Below are 15,569 nucleotides of genomic sequence, written 5' to 3'. Positions count from 1 at the left end.
GTCTACTGACCTTTCCGGCAGTCCGTGCCCGGCTGTTGCACGGGCGAGGGCAGCGGGATGCCCTCCAGCGTGGTGGTCGTCGTCGGCGCGGTCGAGGCCGCCGACGGGTCCACCGGTGCGGTGGTCGTCGTCGGCCCGGTCGCGCTGGACGACTGGTCCTTGGGGCAGAGCGGCAGCGTCTGCTCCGTGCGCAGGCGGCGGATCGCCTCGCGCGCGCCCTCCAGGCCGTCCACGTCGGTGATGCCGTTGCGCACCACGTCCCTGGTCGCGACCTTCAGGTCGTCCACGGTGATCGGCTCGCAGGCTTGCGCGCCCGGCGGGCAGGAGCCCTCCACCCGGGTGTGCAGGTCGAACCCGAAGACGCTGCCGGTGACACCGCGGAACACCGAGACCTGGCCGTCCGGCGCGGCGCCCACGTAGTACTGCCGCAGCACGTACCAGCGGGTGCCCAGGCCGGCCGCGGTCAGCAGCAGGAGCAGGAACACCACCAGGCCCAGCGCCTTGAGGCGGTTGCCGCGCGCCCGGCGCGGGTCGACCTGCGGCTGCGGCGGCTCGGGCCGCGGCGGCGCCGGCCGCGGGCCGGTGATCGAACTCGCCCGCGAGGCGGGCGAGTCGGGGGGAGGCGGGTCCTCGCTGCCGTCACCGGCCGCGCCGCCCACTATCGGGGCGTCCTCCCCGAAGTCCACGTCCACGACGTCGGCGACGACGACCGTCACGTTGTCCGGCCCGCCGCCCTTGAGCGCCAGCTCGATCATCCGGTCCGCGCACGCCTGCGGGTCCGGGATGCGGATGGCCTCCTCCAGCGTCTCCTGGCTCACCACGCCGGACAGGCCGTCGGAGCAGAGCAGGTAGCGGTCGCCGGGCCGGGCCTCGCGCACCATCAGGCGCGGCTCCACCTCGTGCCCGGTCAGCGCGCGCAGCAGCAGCGAGCGCTGCGGGTGCGTCGCCGCCTCCTCCTCGGTGATCCGGCCCTCGTCGATCAGCGACTGCACGAACGTGTCGTCGTGCGTGATCTGCGTGAACGCGCCGTTGCGGGCCATGTACGCCCGCGAGTCGCCGATGTGCACCATGCCGAGCCGGCTGCCCGCGAACAGCACGGCGGTGAGCGTGGTGCCCATGCCGTCCAGGTCCGGGTCGGACTGCACCAGCTCGGAGATCGCGCCGTTGCCGGCGATCACCGCCTCGCGGAGCTGGCCGAGCAGGTCGTCGCCCGGCTCGTCGTCGTCGAGCGGGGCCAGGGCGGCGATGACCACCTTGCTGGCGACCTCGCCCGCGGCGTGGCCGCCCATGCCGTCGGCCAGCGCGAGCAAGCGGGGGCCCGCGTACACGGAGTCCTGGTTGTTGGAGCGCACCAGGCCCCGGTCGCTGCGGGCCGCGTATCGAAGGACGAGGGTCATGAGCGCAGCTCGATCACCGTTTTGCCGATTCGGATCGGGGAGCCGAGCGGGACCCGGAGTGGGGCCGTGACCTTCGCCCGGTCGAGGTACGTGCCGTTCGTGGAGCCGAGGTCCTCCACGTACCAGTCGGCGCCGCGCATGGACAGCCGCGCGTGCCTGGTCGACGCGAAGTCGTCGTCCAGCACGAGCGTGGAGTCGTCCGCGCGGCCGATCAGGATCGGCCTGCCGTCCAGGGAGATGCGCGTGCCCGCCAGCGCGCCGTGCGTGACGACGAGCTGCCGGGGCGCCTTGCCGCCCTTCGCGGCCTTCTTGGCCCCCCTACGCAGGCCGGGCGTCGGAACGCGCAGTCCCGACGCCGCGTACAGGTCGGACCGGACCACCTTCAGCGCAGCAAACACGAACAACCAGAGCAGGATGAGGAAACCCGCTCTGGTCAGCTGCATCACCAGCTCTGGCACCGGTTGTAACCGCTCCTGCCTTGAGTGCCGTCACGCCTTCACCCGTCCCGACCGCGCTAGCCCTGGGTGCGGAAGACCAGCGAGGAGTGGCCGATGCGGACGACGTCGCCTTCCGCGAGCTGCCAAGTCTGCACCGGAGTGCCGTTCACCGTGGTCCCGTTGGTCGAACCGAGATCAGCGAGCATGGCACTGTGCCCGTCCCAGGTGATCTCCAGGTGCCTCCTGGACACCCCGGTGTCGGGCAGCCGGAAGTCCGCCTCCTGGCCGCGACCGACCACGTTGCCGCCCTGCTTGAGGTTGTAGGTCCGGTTGGAGCCGTCGTCCAGGTGCAGCGTCGCGCTCAGCTGGCGAGCGCCGGACTGCACCGCCGGCGGGGCGTAGCCCTGCGACGGGTCCGGGTAGCCGCCCTGGCCGTAACCCTGGTCGTAGCCCTGGCCGTAGCCCTGCTGCTGCTGGCCGTAGCCCTGGTCGTAGCCCTGCTGGCCGTAACCCTGGTCGTAGCCCTGCTGCTGCTGGCCGTAACCCTGGTCGTAGCCCTGGCCGTAGCCCTGCTGCTGCTGGCCGTAGCCCTGGTCGTAGCCCTGCTGCTGTTGCTGGCCGTAACCCTGGTCGTAGCCCTGCTGCTGGCCGTAGCCCTGGTCGTACCCCTGGGGCTGCTGGCCGTAACCCTGGTCGTACCCCTGCTGGCCGTAGCCCTGGTCGTAGCCCTGCTGTTGGCCGTAGCCGCCCTGCGCGTAGGGGTCGTAGCCGGGCTGGCCCTGTCCTTGTCCGTAGCCGGGAGGCTGGCTCATGGATCCGTCTCCTGCAGTGCGAGGTGGTGCTGACCGTCGGCTGGCAACTTTCACGTCGGGGTCGACGGACGAGCTGGTTCGGAACTGTCCGGTGTGCAGCGCGTCGGAGCGCTCCAGGGAGACTACGACGTCACCATAGGTATCCCATCCGCTCTCTTCGAGGTGCTCCCGGATGGAGTCACCGAGAAGCTGGGTGATGCGTAGTTCATCCTGGCCGTCACCGGCAAGCCGGTCGTGGTCCTGGGGGCCCAGCAGGACCAGGTAGTGGTTCGGGGCCAGCAGCCTGCCACCCGCGAGCTCGCGGATGTTGACCTCGGCCTCCCGGGCGAGGGCCTGCGCGACTTCCTGCGGGACGACGTTGCCGCCGAACACGCGGGCGAAGGTGTTGCCCACGATGCCTTCGAGACGGCGCTCGAAGCGCTGTACGAGGCCCACGGCAACCCTCCGACTCGGTCGACTTCCACCGCCGATCGTATCCGGGGCGCCGTACGGGTACACGGGGCAATTGGTAACCCGGACGTGGACCGTGCTAGTGTTCTCCACGTCGCTCCGGGCGAGTGGCGGAATGGCAGACGCGCACGGTTCAGGTCCGTGTGTCCGAAAGGACGTGGGGGTTCAACTCCCCCCTCGCCCACAGAAGGCTGATCGGGAATCAGCTGGCTCGAACCGGCGGTACGCGGTTCGGAGCAGGAAGTCCGCACAGGGGCCCCGCAATCGCGGGGCCCCTGTGCTGTTCGGGGTGAGTCGGGCTCCGCCCGCCCCTGTGTCGTAGACCACTCGTTCGGGCTAATGGCGGTTGCCGGGGGCGGTGCGGCCGTCCGGCCGCGCGGCGCTGTGCCGCCCGCCGGGCGGGCGTGCCGGGCTCGCCCGGGGCACGTGCCGCGTTTTCCCACGTCGGGTGTCGTGGGGTGGAATCCCGTCGGGCCGGCCCACCGGCGGTGGCGCCCGGTTCGCGGCCGGTCGCGGGGTCCTCGGTGCGGTTTCCGGGAGCGGTCGTGCGCGCCGCCCACGCCGTTGCGGAGCGTGTGATATCCGTTACTCCACTTCGGGAACGCGCAGGGTAGTGCTTGGCAGGGCGCCCGGCGACCGCTCCCGACCGGGCTCGCGGGCCGGTGCCGACCGGCGCCGCAGCGGTCGTGCCCGCGTTCGGCAGCGGGTTGTTGACCCGCCCGCACCAACCGGGCGAGGCGATTGTGACGATATGGTCACGCCCTGGTATTCCGTTGCCGGCCGACGGGCGGACCGGGGGGCGTCATGGTGGTGCGGTTCCGGTTGTTGGGCGGCGTCGAAGCCGAGGTCGGCGGCGCGCCGGCGCGCCTCGGGTCGGCCAAGCAGCGCGCGGTGCTGGCGGTGCTGCTGGTCGAGGTCAACCACCTGGTCGCGATCGACCGCCTGCTCGGGTGCGTGTGGGGCGAGCGGGTCCCGCCGCGGGCCCGGAACTCGCTGCACACCTACGTCTCCGGGCTGCGCGGGGCGCTGTCCGCGCTCGACGGGGTGCACCTGGTCCGCCACTCCGGCGGCTACCGGCTCACCGCGGACGAGCGGGAGGTCGACCTGCACCGGTTCCGCGGCCTGGTCGCCGACGCCCGCGCCGCGGACGACGAGCGGGCGGTCGAGCTGTTCGAGCGGGCGCTGGGGCTGTGGCGGGGCGAGCCGGTGGCCGACCTGGAGACGCCGTGGGCGCACGGCCTGCGCGCCACCCTGGAGCGGGAGCGCCTGGCCGCCGAGCTGGACCACGCCGACGCCGCGCTGCGCCGCGGCCGGCACGCGGAGCTGCTGCCCGACCTGGCCGAGCGCGCGCAGCGCCACCCGCTGGACGAGCGGGTCGCCGCCCAGCTGGTGCTGGCCCTGTACCGCAGCGGTCGCCAGGCCGACGCGCTGGAGCACCACCGGCGGGTGCGCGCCCGGCTGGTCGACGAGCTGGGCGCCGACCCCGGCCCCGGGCTCCAGCGCCTCCACCAGCAGATCCTGGCCGCGGACCCGGAGCTGGCCGGGCCGGCCGCGCCCACGCCCGGCGCGCCCCCGGCGCCCCGCCAGCTGCCGGCCCCGCCCCGGCTGTTCACCGGCCGCGCCGAGGAGCTGGCCGTGCTGACCAAGGCCCTGGACTCCGCGGCGGGGCGGCCCGCGACGGTGGTGATCTCGGCGCTGGCCGGGGCCGGCGGGATCGGCAAGACCTGGCTGGCGCTGCACTGGGCCCACCACCACCTGGACCGGTTCCCCGACGGGCAGCTCTTCGTGGACCTGCACGGGTTCAGCCCCACCGGCCGGCCGAAGACCCCGGGGGACGCGCTGCGCGGGTTCCTCGCCGCCCTCGGCGTCGCGCCCGACCGCGTCCCCGCCGACCCGGACGCCCAGGCCGCGCTGTTCCGCAGCCTGGTCGCCGACCGGCGGGTGCTGGTCGTGCTGGACAACGCCGCCACCACCGACCAGGTCGTGCCGCTGCTGCCCGGCACCGCCTCGTGCACCGTGCTGGTCACCAGCCGCAACCGGCTGCACGGCCTGGGCGCCCGCCACGGCGCCCGGCCGCTGCCCCTCGGGGTGCTGCCCGACACCGAGGCCCGCGCCCTGCTGGTCGCCGCCCTCGGCGCGGAGCTGGTCGCGGCCGACGAGGCCGCCGTCGCCGACCTGATCGCGCTGTGCGGCGGGTTCCCGCTCGCGCTCGGCCTGGTCGCCGCCCGCGTCCAGCAGGGGCTGCCCCCGGCCGAGGCCGTCGCCGAGCTGCGCGAGTCGGGCCCGGACGCCCTGGACGACGACGACCCCGCCGCGAGCCTGCCCGCCGTGCTGTCCTGGTCCCTGCGCCGGCTCACCGACACCCAGCGCACCGCCTTCGCGCTGCTGGGCACCGCGCCCGGACCCGACACCGGCCTCCCGGCCGCCGCCGGACTCCTCGGCCTGCCGGCGGGGCGGGCCCGCGCGGTGCTGCGCGCGCTGGCCGACGCCTCCCTGCTCGACCGCTCGCCCGACGGGCGCTGCGCCCTGCACGACCTGGTCCGCGCCTACGCCGCCGGGCTCGCCCGCGACCTGCCCGAACCGGTGCGGCGGGCGGCGGCGGAGCGGGTGGTCGACTTCTACCTGCACACCGCCCACGCCGCCGACCGCCTGCTCAACGCCCACGCCCCGCCGGTCCTGCCGGAACCGCCCGCGTCCGGCGCGTCCCCCCTCCCGCTGCCCGACCGGCCCGCCGCGCTGGCCTGGCTGGACGCCGAGCACCGGCACCTGCTCGCCGCCCAGCACACCGCCGCCGACGTGGGCCGCCACCGCGCCGCCTGGCACTTCGCCCGCGTCCTCACCTGGTTCCACCTGCGGCGGGGGCACCTGCGCGAGAGCCTGGGCGTGTGGCAGGCCGCGCTGGAGGCCGCCGCCCACCTGCCGGACCCCGCCGCCCGCATCCAGGCACACCGCAACGTCGGCGGCGTGCAGTCCGCCCTGGGGCGGCACGAGGAGGCCGTCGCGCACCTGGACCGGGCCATCGCCCTGGCCGAGCACCACGGCGACACCCTCCACCTGGCCCACAACCACCACGCCCTCGCGGAGGTCCGGGAGCGGCTGGGGCAGGACGACGAGGCCCTGGCGCACGCCCTGCGGGCGCTGGAGCTCATCCGCGCCCTGGGCGACAACCCGGTGTGGGAAGCCTGGGCGCTCAACGCCGTGGGCTGGCACGCCACCCGCCTGCGCCGGTACGACACCGCCCGCGAGCACTGCGAGGCCGCCCTCGCCCGGTACCGGGAGCACCGGGACCCCGCCGGCGAGGCGGCCACCCTGGACAGCCTGGGCCTGATCGACCACCTCACCGGCCACCACGAGCGGGCCGTGCGGGACTGCTACGAACCCGCCATCGCCCTGGTCCGCGCCGTCGGCCACACCTACGAGCTGTCCGACACCCTCGACCGGATCGGCCACCCCCACGTCGCCCTGGGCCGGCCCGACCGGGCCCGCGCGGCGTGGCGGGAGGCGCTGGAGCTGTACCGGCAGCAGGGTCGCGACGCCGACGCCCGGCGCGTCCGCGACCAGCTCGACGGCCTCGAACGCGGATCGGGCCGAGCCGCACCGACGACCGGGTGACGCGCATCACCTCGTCCGGTGACGCGGCAGGCGGCGCGCGGTGAGCTTCGTCGCAGCCGGTGCGGGCGTCACCCGGAGGAGCGGTGCGCGCCGCAACCGCCCGGCTTGCCCGGCGGAGGGCCGCACCTGACCACGCGCGGCGATTCCGGTCGGGCCGCCGGGCCTGCGCAGTTGCCGGTGGGCCCGTCGGCGCCAGGGGTGTCGACGGCTCCGGTGCGGCGGCGGGGGCTCCCCTCCCCGCGCCGCGTCCCCTGTGGATCCCTGCCGCGGGTCCCGACCGCGCGTCCGTCCGCGCGCCGGCGGCCGGGCGATCGGTCGCCGTGGCGCGGCGACCGGTGGGCGGTCGGTCGGTTTGGGGCGGTGAGCGGTCGGTGCGGTGGGGGGTCTTGCGGTGGCGCAGGTCACTCACAGGGCCGGCGCAGGCGTCGGTTGAGCACGCAGCGCACGGTTTCGAGGTGTCCGGGCCCCGGCGCGTCACCCGGACGGCAGCATCGCCGGGCCGAATTCCTGGCAGCGCGTATCGACCGGTCACCGATCGCTCCGCGCCGCCGATCGCAGGGGGCGGTTGAGCCGGGGGGTGCCGAGGTGCCCGGGTGGTACGCCTTATGCAGAGCACGAGTCGAAACGCGGCGGGTCCCACCGCCGTGGTTGCCGAGGAGGCCCTGGCGTGAGCAGCACACCAGCACGGATCGCGGACACCGGCCACGCGCGGGCGCTGTCGGCCATCGCGATCCCGGTTCCGGAACTGCCCGGCTCCGCGGAGGAGCTGGCGGCAGCCGCGGCCGTCCGCCTCGGTTGGCACGGCGTGGTGCTCCCGGAGATGTCGCTGATGGGCCGCAAGGTCATCGTGGTCGCCGAGCTCCTGGCCGACGCGCACGCCGAGCGGGTGTGCCTGGGCGCGGGCCCCGAGCCCGACCGCGCCACCGTGTCGACCTGGGTGTGGCCGGAGATGGACGGCCGGGTTCCGCCGTCGGCCGTGCGGATCGTCGGCGTGCTGGCGGTGGCCCGGCACTGGCGGACCGCCCTGGCGTCGGCGGTGCCGTTCGCCCGGTTCGGCAACGCGGCGGCCGTGCTGCCGTCGTCGGTCGCGTTCACCCACGACTACCTGGCCAACTGCCTGCCCCGCGTGCGGCGGTACGGCGTGTCGGTGCTGCTGGCCGACGAGGAGCGCGAGCTGTCCACGGACGTCGCCGGCCGCAACGAGACCGTGCCGGTGGAGGACACCGCCACCACCCGTTGGGTGAACGAGCTGGTCTACGAGCAGCTGCTGATCACCGCGTCCTGAACTACCGTCGTGCCATGCGAGTGGCGGTGGCGGGTGGGCACGGCAGGATCGCGTTGCTGGTGACGGGGCTGCTGGCGGACCGGGGTGACCGGGTGACCTCGCTGGTGCGCGACCCCGGCCAGTTCGACGACGTCCGCGCGGCGGGCGGCGAGCCGGTGCTGTGCGACCTGGAGTCGGCGGACGTCGACCGGGTCGCCGCGGCGGTGGCCGGGGCGGACGCCGCCCTGTTCGCCGCCGGCGCGGGTGCGGGCAGCGGCGCGGCCCGCAAGGACACCGTGGACCGGGGCGCGTCGGCGCTGTTCGCCGCGGCGGCCGAGGCCGCGGGCGTGTCCCGGTTCGTGCAGATCAGCTCGGGCGGCATCGGCCGGGTGACCGGTGACGAGGTGTTCGACGCCTACCTGGCCGCCAAGGGCGCGGCCGAGGAGGACCTGCGGGCGCGCCCGCTGGACTGGACGGTCCTGCGGCCCGGCCGGCTGCTCGACGAGCCCGGCACCGGGCTGGTGACCGTGGCGGAGGCGCCGCTGCGCGGGTCGGTGCCCCGCGCCGACGTGGCGGCGGTGGTGGTGGCGCTGTTCGACCACCCGACCACGATCGGGCGAACTTACGAGCTGGTCTCGGGGTCCACGCCGGTCGCCGAGGTGTTCGGCCCGAGCACCCGGTCCAGGTAGTCGTTGGTGAACTTGCCGGTCGGGTCGACCTCGGCGCGCACCCGGCGGAAGTCGGCGAAGCGCGGGTAGCGCGGCGCGAGGGTGGCGGCGCCCTGCCCGTGCAGCTTGCCCCAGTGCGGCCGGCCGCCGACGGCGTCCGCGATCCGCTCGAACGCGTCGAAGTACCGCCGGTAGGGCATCCCCAGGTACTGGTGCACCGCGACGTAGGCGGTGTCGCGGCCGTGCGCGGTGGACAGCCAGATGTCGTCGCCCCGCGCGACCCGGACCTCCACCGGGACGATCACGCCGTGGTCCAGCCGCCCGACGACCGCCCGCAGCTCGCGCAGCACGTCGTGCAGCGCGGCGCGGGGCACGGCGTACTCGGACTCCACGAAGCGGACGCGGCGGGGCGTGACGAAGACCCTGTGCGAGACGTCCCGGTAGACGCGCTCGGAGACGAGCGTGCCGCACACCCGGTTGAGCGCCCTGGTGGTGCGCGGCACGGCGCGGGCGAGGTGGCAGACCAGGCCGAACGCGCCGTTCTCCACGACCTCGTACTCGTAGAAGCGGCGCAGGCGCGACAGCGGCGCGGGCCGGTCGTCCACCCGGTTGTTGCGCTTGAGCAGCACGTGGTCGCCGTGCGGGAACCAGTGGAACTCGACGTGGTCGTCGACGGCCGCGAGGTGGTCGAACTCCTCCAGCACCCGGTCCAGCCGGGCCGGCGACTCGCGGGCGTGCAGCACGAACGCGGGGACGCAGCGCAGGGTGACGGTGCTGATGACGCCGAGCGCGCCCAGGCCGACGCGGGCCGCGGCGAACAGCTCCGGGCGCTCCTCGGCCGAGCAGCGGACCAGCTCGCCGTCGGCGAGGACCAGCTCGACGGCCACCACCGCGGTGGGCAGGCCGCCGAGCCCGGCCCCGGTGCCGTGGGTGCCGGTGGAGATCGCCCCGGCGATCGTCTGCGCGTCGATGTCGCCCAGGTTGGGCAGCGCCAGGCCCAGGCCGTCGAGCAGGGCGTTGAGGTTGCGCAGGGTCGTGCCGGCGCGGACGGTGACCAGTGGGCCGGAGACCTCCGCGATGCCGGTCCACGCGTCCAGGTCGAGGGCGACGTGCGGTGCGGCGGCGATGTCGGTGAACGAGTGGCCGCTGCCGCGCGGTCGCACGCGGTGCGCGGCGGCGACGGCCTCCGCGATCGCGTCGGCGCTCGTCGGGTGCTCGACCCGGTGCGGGGCGGCGGACGCGGTGCGCGCCCAGTTCGTCCACGACGTCCCCATGCCCACCTCCGGTGTGACGGGATCCACGCACGTTAGGTGAATCGCTTTCACCTTTCAAGTACGGTGAGGCCATGCACCCCCTTGCCCGCCTCGACGGCGCGACGAAGGACCTCGATCCTCCGCTCGCGATCGTCGACCTGGACGCGTTCGACCACAACGCGGCCGACCTCGTGCGCCGGGCCGGCGGCAAGCCGGTGCGGGTGGCGAGCAAGTCGGTGCGGGTCCGCGCCCTGCTGGAGGACGTCCTGGCGCGGCCCGGGTACGCCGGGGTGATGTGCTACTCGCTGGCCGAGGCGCTGTGGCTGTCCTCGGCCGACGTGTCCGAGGACCTGCTGGTGGCCTACCCGACGGTGGACTTCGGGGCGCTGCGGGCGCTCGCCCGGGACGAGGTGGCGCTGCGGCGGGTCACGGTCGTGGTCGACTCGCCGGCGCACCTGGAGCTGATCGAGGCGGCCATGGGCGCCGGGCACCCCGAGGTGCGGGTGTGCCTGGAGCTGGACGTGTCGTGGCGGCCCGTGCCCGGCCTGCACGTCGGCCCCCGCCGCTCGCCGGTGCGCACCGAGCGGGACGCCCGCGCGCTGGCCGGGCGGATCGCCGACCGGCCGGGGTTCCGGCTCGTCGGGGTGATGGCCTACGAGGGGCAGATCGCGGGGCTGGGCGACGCGCCGCCCGGCCGGCCGGTGCGCGGCGCCGTGCTGCGGTGGGTGCAGCGGCGGTCGGCGGCCGAGCTGGTCGAGCGCCGGGGCGCCGCCGTGGCCGCCGTGCGGCGGGTGGCCGACCTCGAGTTCGTCAACGGCGGCGGGACCGGCAGCCTGGAGGGCACCGGGGCGGACCCGTCGGTCACCGAGCTGGCGGCCGGGTCGGGGCTGATCGGGCCGACCCTGTTCGACGGGTACCGGGCGTTCCGGCCCCGGCCCGCGGTGCTGTTCGCGCTGCCCGTGGTGCGCCGGCCGGGCCGGGGGGTGGCGACGCTGTTCGCCGGCGGGTACGTCGCGTCCGGCCCCTCGTCCCCCGACCGCCGGCCGACGCCGCACCTGCCGGCGGGGCTGCGGCTGCTGCCGCTGGAGGGCGCGGGCGAGGTGCAGACGCCGGTCGCGGGCCGCGCCGCCGACGCGCTGCGGCTGGGCGACCGGGTGTGGCTGCGCCACGCCAAGGCCGGCGAGCCGGCCGAGCGGTTCTCGCACTACCACCTCGTCCGGGGCGACGCGGTGGTGCGGACCGTGCCCACGTACCGGGGCGAGGGGAAGTCCTTCGGCTAGCCGGGCAGGCGCGCGGACAGGTAGCCGCGGACCAGGTTCTCGGCCTCGGCCAGGATCTCCCGGTCGCCCGCCGGGTCGCGGCGGAACGCCAGGTTGAGCACGCCGTCCGCCGCCTCGACGGCGATCGAGATGGGCAGCCGCAGGTCGTCCAGCGCGATGTCGAACCTGGACGAGATCATCTCCGCGATGCGGTCGGAGATGACGGTGTTGTTGTCCCGGCGGTCGTCCAGCAGGCGCATGTCGACCACGTCGCCGAAGTGCAGCTTGCTGAAGCCGGGCACCTCGCGGTGCATGGACACGTAGACGTCGAAGATCACGTCCACGGCGTCCCACCAGTGGTCCAGGGTGGTGGAGGAGAAGCGGGCGTCCACCGCCTGGATGAACTTCTCCAGGTTGCGCAGGGTCAGCGCCTGGACGACGGCCCGCTTGTCGGGGAAGAACTGGTACAGCGACCCGACCGCGACCCCCGCCCGTTCCGCGATCAGCGTCGTTGTCACCCCGTCGTAGCCGACCTCCTCGATGAGCGAGGCACACGCTTCGAGCATCCGCTCGACGCGCTTGGCGCTGCGCTGCTGCACCGGCTGGCGGCGCAGGGGGGTCGTACTGGTCACGGCGACTCCTGCGAGGTGGGTTGCGGAGTTCCATAGTGCCCGCTCCCGGACCGCTCCACTTCCGGTGGCGGCGCAACACGCCTAGGATCCGAATAGATTTCACGTTCTGGGAGGCTCGCGTGACCCCGTCCGACCGGTCCCCCGGGGCGCTCCGACGTCCGCGCCCCCGAGGGGGTCGGTCGGGGCCGCCATCGCCTGTTCACCCCGGGACAACCGGCCGTTCGCCGGTCGGCCGCCACCCCGGTGGCCCGGTCGACCGCTCGCCGATCGTGGGAGGCGACTTGGCGATCATCCCCGCGGCGGCGACGCTGTTCGTGGCGCTTCGCGCCGACGACGATCCGATCGGTGTCCGGGAGGGTGTTCTCGTGCGGTTGGCAGGGCGGACGGTCTTGATCACGGGCGCGTCGCAGGGCATCGGCGCCGCGACGGCGCTGGAACTGGCCCGGCGCGGGGCGGTTGTCCTGCTCGTGGCGCGCAGCGGTGAAGCGCTCGGAGCGCTCGTCGAGCGGTCCTCGCGTTCCGGCGGCCGTTCGGTCGCGCTGCCCGCCGACCTCTCGGACGTCGACGGGGTCCGCGCGCTGGCCGCACGGGTGCTGGCGGAGCACGGGCCGCCGGACGTGCTGGTCAACAACGCCGGCGCGGGGCGGTGGCTGTTCCTGGACGACACCCCGACCGACGAGCTGGTGGCGATGACGGCCCTGCCGTTCACCGCGGCGCTGCACCTGACCAGGGAGCTCCTGCCCGCCATGCGGGCCCGCGGCACCGGGCGGGTGGTCAACGTGAACTCGCCGGCGTCCCGCCTGCCGTGGCCCGGCGCGACCGGGTACACGGCCTCCCGCTACGCGCTGCGCGGGCTGACCGCCGCGCTGCGGCTGGACCTGCGCGGCACGGGCGTGGGCGTCAGCGAGGTCGTGCCCGGGAAGGTGAGCAGCCGGTACTTCGCCAACAACCCGGGCGCGGAGGAGCGCATCCCGCGCATCGCCCGGCTGATCCCCACCGTCGCGCCGGAGCGGGTGGCCCGCGAGATCGCGCACGTCGTCGAGCACGACCGGGACGAGCGGGTGTTCCCCTGGCAGCTCAAGGTCTTCGAGGTGGCGGGCCGGCTGTTCCCGGGCCTGACCGGCCGGCTGACCTGGCGCACCGGGGTGCACCGCTGACGTGCGCTGCCGAAGTGTTCCCCTGACGTGCGCCCCTGAAGTGCGCTGCCGATGTGCGCCGCCGACGGCCGGGAGTGGAACCGGCTCCCGATGCCTGCGCGGGAGGTGCAGGCATCGGGAGCCGACGTGGTGCCCGCGGACCGGTGCCGGTCGGGGAGGGAAGGTGCACAGCACCGGCCCGCGGATGTCTCGGGGATGGAGTTGTCAGCCGGCCGGCGGTCCGTTCGTCGCGGTCGGGGGTTCGCACGTCCCGGACCGCCGGCCAGTAGGCGGGTGCTCGACCGTGTCGCGTCGGGGGAACGACAGGTCGGGACCGCCCGTCAGCGGGCTCTGGCCACCGCCGCCCGGCGCGTCCGGGTGACCGGAGGGGTCACCGGGGCCGAGCGCAGGTGCCGAGCCGGGCGCGGGGCCAGACCACCCGCGACCAGGTGTTCGTACGCGGCGCGCCACACCGAGCACGGGCTCTTCTGCTGCCGCCACCGACCGGAGCACTCGGGGCAGTTGCCCTTCTCGTCCGGTTCGTGCGCGGCCAGCAGCGCCCGCCACCCCTCGGTCAGCCGGGGCAGCTCGGAGCGGGCCACCGACAGCAGGGACGGGGCGTCGGCCTCGTTGGCCAGCTCGGTGAGCAGGTCGAGCCGCTCCCACACCGCGTTGCGAAGAACTTGTCCGAGGATCTCGTCCACCGAAACGTCACCGTCACCTTTCCGCCTGCTCGGCGGCTTCGCGTAGCGCGGACCTGAGTTGGCCGAGCTGGTCCGCCGAGAGCACCGCGGTCTCACCCGGCGGGCCGACCAGGACCACGCGGCCCCGGTCGACCAGCACGGTGAGGCAGCGCTCCCGGTCGACCACGTCGCTGCAGCGGATCCGCCACCAGCGTCGCTGCCCGGTAGAGCCGCGCCATCCGGAGTCGAGGTCGGTCGACTCCCGGACAGTCGTCGGAGCCGGGGAGGGCGCGGTCGTGGCGACGGCGCGCGCTGCCGACCCACCCGTGGTGGTCACCGCCCGCTCGATCAGGTCCACTTCCGATTTCCTCTCCGTGCTCACTCGCTTACCGGATCCCAGATTGCGATGATTCAACCCGGATCGGGACGTCATAGCGCTAGCCGGTGGTCGTTCCACGGTAAGCGGTCAGCGGAGTTCGGCAGGGCCGATCAGCCTCGCCGATCGACACTTCCTGCACTTGGGGGAGTGCCCCTACTCTGCGGTTGACGCCCAAGGGACTGTGAGGGGGCGCAATTGAACACCATCGGTTCGCAAGGCTCTCCTGTTACGCCGGACGTCTGGGACCAGCAGGAGATGCGGGACGCGCTGGCCAAGCGGGAGATCAGCTCGGTGTACCGGCTGCTCCGCCGCCACGGCGTGTCCCAGCGCCAGATAGCGGCGCTCACGGGCCAGTCGCAGTCCGAAGTGTCGGAGATCCTCAAGGGTCGTCAGGTCATGGCCTACGACGTCCTGGCCCGGATCGCCGCCGGCTTGGGTGTCCCCAGGGGATACATGGGCCTCGCCTACGACGAGGCCACGGCAGTGCGGGTGGCCGCGACCGCGGAGGCACCCCAGTCTGAGGAGGACGAGTCGGTGAAGCGAAGGAAGTTCCTCGCGCACGCCGCCGCCATCACCGTCGGCGCGGCCGTGTTCGGCACGGACTCCGGGTCTTGGGCCTCGTCGCCCGCGCAGACACCGGCCCCCGGCCGGATCGGCATGACCGACGTCCGCCAGGTCGAAGCGGCCACCAGGGCGCTGCGCACCCTGGACTACCAGTACGGCGGCGGCTCGTGCCGCGACGCCGTCGTCGCGCAGCTGTCGTGGGGGCAGCAGATGCTCGGCGCGAACGCCACGGACCTGGTGAAGGAGCGGCTCTACGTCGCCCTCGCGGACCTGCACAACCTGGCCGGCTGGACCTCCTTCGACACCGGCCTGTACGACTCGGCGCGCAACCACTTCGGCCAGGCGCTGGGGCTCGCGAAGCAGGGCCGCAAGGAAGAGCTCGTGGCGAACATCCTGTACCGGATGGGCCGCGTGTACCTGCACCAGAACGCGCCGGACGACGCGCTCAAGGTGTTCCAGCTGGGCCAGCTGGCCGCGCAGAACTCCGGCTCGGAGCTGGCGGTCGGCATCCTGTGCGCGAACGAGGCTTGGGCCTACGCGAAGATGGGCTCCGACAACCAGGCGCTCAAGCTGCTCGGCCGGGCGCGCGACGAGTTCGCGCGGGCCAACATCGCCGAGGCCCCGGCGTGGGCCAAGTTCTTCGACCTCAACGACCTGTCGGCGATGATCGGCACGGTCCACACCGAGCTGGCGCAGACCGTGGACGCGAAGTACACCCGGATCGCGATCCCGGCGCTGTCCAAGGCCATCGGCGGCTACGGCGAGGACATGAGCCGCAGCCGGTCGTTCAACCTGACCTCGCTGTCGATCAACCACCTGCTGGAGGGCGACATCGACCACGGCGCGAAGGTCGGCCGGCAGGCGATCGACCTGTCCGAGGGCCTGAAGTCGGTGCGCACCAAGGACCGGATGCGACCGCTGCAGCACGAGGCGGAGAAGCGCCGCAACAACCCCGACGCGCGTGAGCTGGCCGAACGGGTCGCCAAGTTCACCGGCAACGACAGCGCGGCCTGATCACGGGAG

The 15,569-nt window shown here is 74.4% G+C and carries 13 protein-coding genes and 1 tRNA gene; 7 read left to right on the top strand and 7 right to left on the bottom strand.

Going from position 1 to position 15,569, the window contains the following annotated elements:
* Positions 1-2: 2 nt before the first annotated feature.
* From JOE68_RS14980 to JOE68_RS14970, 3 genes are read right to left on the bottom strand one after another with little or no spacing between them, the layout of a single operon-like run.
* Entirely contained in the window at positions 3-1,397 is a 1,395-nt protein-coding gene (locus JOE68_RS14980; protein WP_204842960.1) for a PP2C family protein-serine/threonine phosphatase, read from the bottom strand.
* Entirely contained in the window at positions 1,394-1,855 is a 462-nt protein-coding gene (locus JOE68_RS14975) for an FHA domain-containing protein FhaB/FipA (RefSeq protein ID WP_204842958.1), read from the bottom strand. The genes JOE68_RS14980 and JOE68_RS14975 overlap by 4 nt, the downstream gene beginning before the upstream one ends.
* A gap of 56 nt (positions 1,856-1,911) precedes the next feature.
* The gene (locus tag JOE68_RS14970; protein WP_204842956.1) at positions 1,912-3,081 is read right to left on the bottom strand and encodes an FHA domain-containing protein; all 1,170 of its coding nucleotides are present in this window, start codon (positions 3,079-3,081) and stop codon (positions 1,912-1,914) included.
* A gap of 116 nt (positions 3,082-3,197) precedes the next feature.
* Here JOE68_RS14970 and JOE68_RS14965 point away from each other — a divergent pair.
* The 4 genes from JOE68_RS14965 (at position 3,198) to JOE68_RS14950 (ending at position 8,661) form a co-directional block, all read left to right on the top strand.
* Positions 3,198-3,280: transfer RNA gene (locus JOE68_RS14965), tRNA-Leu, on the top strand.
* Between the two features lie 620 nt (positions 3,281-3,900).
* Positions 3,901-6,708 carry an AfsR/SARP family transcriptional regulator gene (locus tag JOE68_RS14960; protein WP_204842955.1) on the top strand — a complete coding sequence of 936 codons (2,808 nt, stop codon included), beginning with the start codon at positions 3,901-3,903 and terminating at the stop codon, positions 6,706-6,708.
* Between the two features lie 667 nt (positions 6,709-7,375).
* The gene (locus tag JOE68_RS14955) at positions 7,376-7,993 is read left to right on the top strand and encodes a hypothetical protein (RefSeq protein ID WP_204842953.1); all 618 of its coding nucleotides are present in this window, start codon (positions 7,376-7,378) and stop codon (positions 7,991-7,993) included.
* A gap of 14 nt (positions 7,994-8,007) precedes the next feature.
* Positions 8,008-8,661 carry an NAD(P)H-binding protein gene (locus JOE68_RS14950; RefSeq protein WP_204842951.1) on the top strand — a complete coding sequence of 218 codons (654 nt, stop codon included), beginning with the start codon at positions 8,008-8,010 and terminating at the stop codon, positions 8,659-8,661.
* Here JOE68_RS14950 and JOE68_RS14945 read toward each other — a convergent pair.
* Entirely contained in the window at positions 8,595-9,914 is a 1,320-nt protein-coding gene (locus tag JOE68_RS14945) for a D-arabinono-1,4-lactone oxidase (protein ID WP_204846111.1), read from the bottom strand. The genes JOE68_RS14950 and JOE68_RS14945 overlap by 67 nt on opposite strands.
* A gap of 71 nt (positions 9,915-9,985) precedes the next feature.
* Between JOE68_RS14945 and JOE68_RS14940 the strand changes: the two genes are divergently transcribed.
* Positions 9,986-11,173 carry an amino acid deaminase/aldolase gene (locus JOE68_RS14940; RefSeq protein WP_204842948.1) on the top strand — a complete coding sequence of 396 codons (1,188 nt, stop codon included), beginning with the start codon at positions 9,986-9,988 and terminating at the stop codon, positions 11,171-11,173.
* Here JOE68_RS14940 and JOE68_RS14935 read toward each other — a convergent pair.
* The gene (locus tag JOE68_RS14935) at positions 11,170-11,784 is read right to left on the bottom strand and encodes a TetR/AcrR family transcriptional regulator (protein WP_204842947.1); all 615 of its coding nucleotides are present in this window, start codon (positions 11,782-11,784) and stop codon (positions 11,170-11,172) included. The two genes, JOE68_RS14940 and JOE68_RS14935, sit on opposite strands and share 4 nt — an antisense overlap.
* Before the next feature lie 281 nt (positions 11,785-12,065).
* Between JOE68_RS14935 and JOE68_RS14930 the strand changes: the two genes are divergently transcribed.
* The gene (locus JOE68_RS14930) at positions 12,066-12,941 is read left to right on the top strand and encodes an SDR family NAD(P)-dependent oxidoreductase (protein ID WP_239562248.1); all 876 of its coding nucleotides are present in this window, start codon (positions 12,066-12,068) and stop codon (positions 12,939-12,941) included.
* A gap of 320 nt (positions 12,942-13,261) precedes the next feature.
* On the opposite strand, the gene JOE68_RS14925 is transcribed toward JOE68_RS14930, so the two are convergent.
* Positions 13,262-13,624: a hypothetical protein gene (locus JOE68_RS14925; RefSeq protein WP_204842946.1), complete on the bottom strand. Its 363-nt coding sequence runs from the start codon at positions 13,622-13,624 to the stop codon at positions 13,262-13,264.
* Positions 13,625-13,637: 13 nt separating this feature from the next.
* The gene (locus JOE68_RS14920) at positions 13,638-13,961 is read right to left on the bottom strand and encodes a hypothetical protein (protein WP_346038534.1); all 324 of its coding nucleotides are present in this window, start codon (positions 13,959-13,961) and stop codon (positions 13,638-13,640) included.
* Between the two features lie 276 nt (positions 13,962-14,237).
* On the opposite strand from JOE68_RS14920, the gene JOE68_RS14915 reads away from it, so the two are divergent.
* Positions 14,238-15,560 (top strand): helix-turn-helix domain-containing protein, encoded by a 1,323-nt coding sequence (locus JOE68_RS14915; RefSeq protein WP_239563910.1) that lies wholly within the window; start codon positions 14,238-14,240, stop codon positions 15,558-15,560.
* Positions 15,561-15,569 lie beyond the last annotated feature (9 nt).

It is taken from the genome of Saccharothrix algeriensis, assembly GCF_016907655.1.
In the GTDB taxonomy this organism is placed as follows: domain Bacteria; phylum Actinomycetota; class Actinomycetes; order Mycobacteriales; family Pseudonocardiaceae; genus Actinosynnema; species Actinosynnema algeriense.
Note: the sequence above shows the minus strand (reverse complement) of the source record. Positions and strands in the feature narration are given on the sequence as shown.

Excerpts from the sequence above, each read along its gene's own strand:
- JOE68_RS14980 (WP_204842960.1), bottom strand. The coding sequence starts at position 1,397 with ATGACCCTCGTCCTTCGATACGCGGCCCGCAGCGACCGGGGCCTGGTG.
- JOE68_RS14960 (WP_204842955.1), top strand. The coding sequence starts at position 3,901 with ATGGTGGTGCGGTTCCGGTTGTTGGGCGGCGTCGAAGCCGAGGTCGGC.
- JOE68_RS14950 (WP_204842951.1), top strand. The coding sequence starts at position 8,008 with ATGCGAGTGGCGGTGGCGGGTGGGCACGGCAGGATCGCGTTGCTGGTG.
- JOE68_RS14945 (WP_204846111.1), bottom strand. The coding sequence starts at position 9,914 with ATGGGGACGTCGTGGACGAACTGGGCGCGCACCGCGTCCGCCGCCCCG.
- JOE68_RS14940 (WP_204842948.1), top strand. The coding sequence starts at position 9,986 with ATGCACCCCCTTGCCCGCCTCGACGGCGCGACGAAGGACCTCGATCCT.
- JOE68_RS14915 (WP_239563910.1), top strand. The coding sequence starts at position 14,238 with ATGCGGGACGCGCTGGCCAAGCGGGAGATCAGCTCGGTGTACCGGCTG.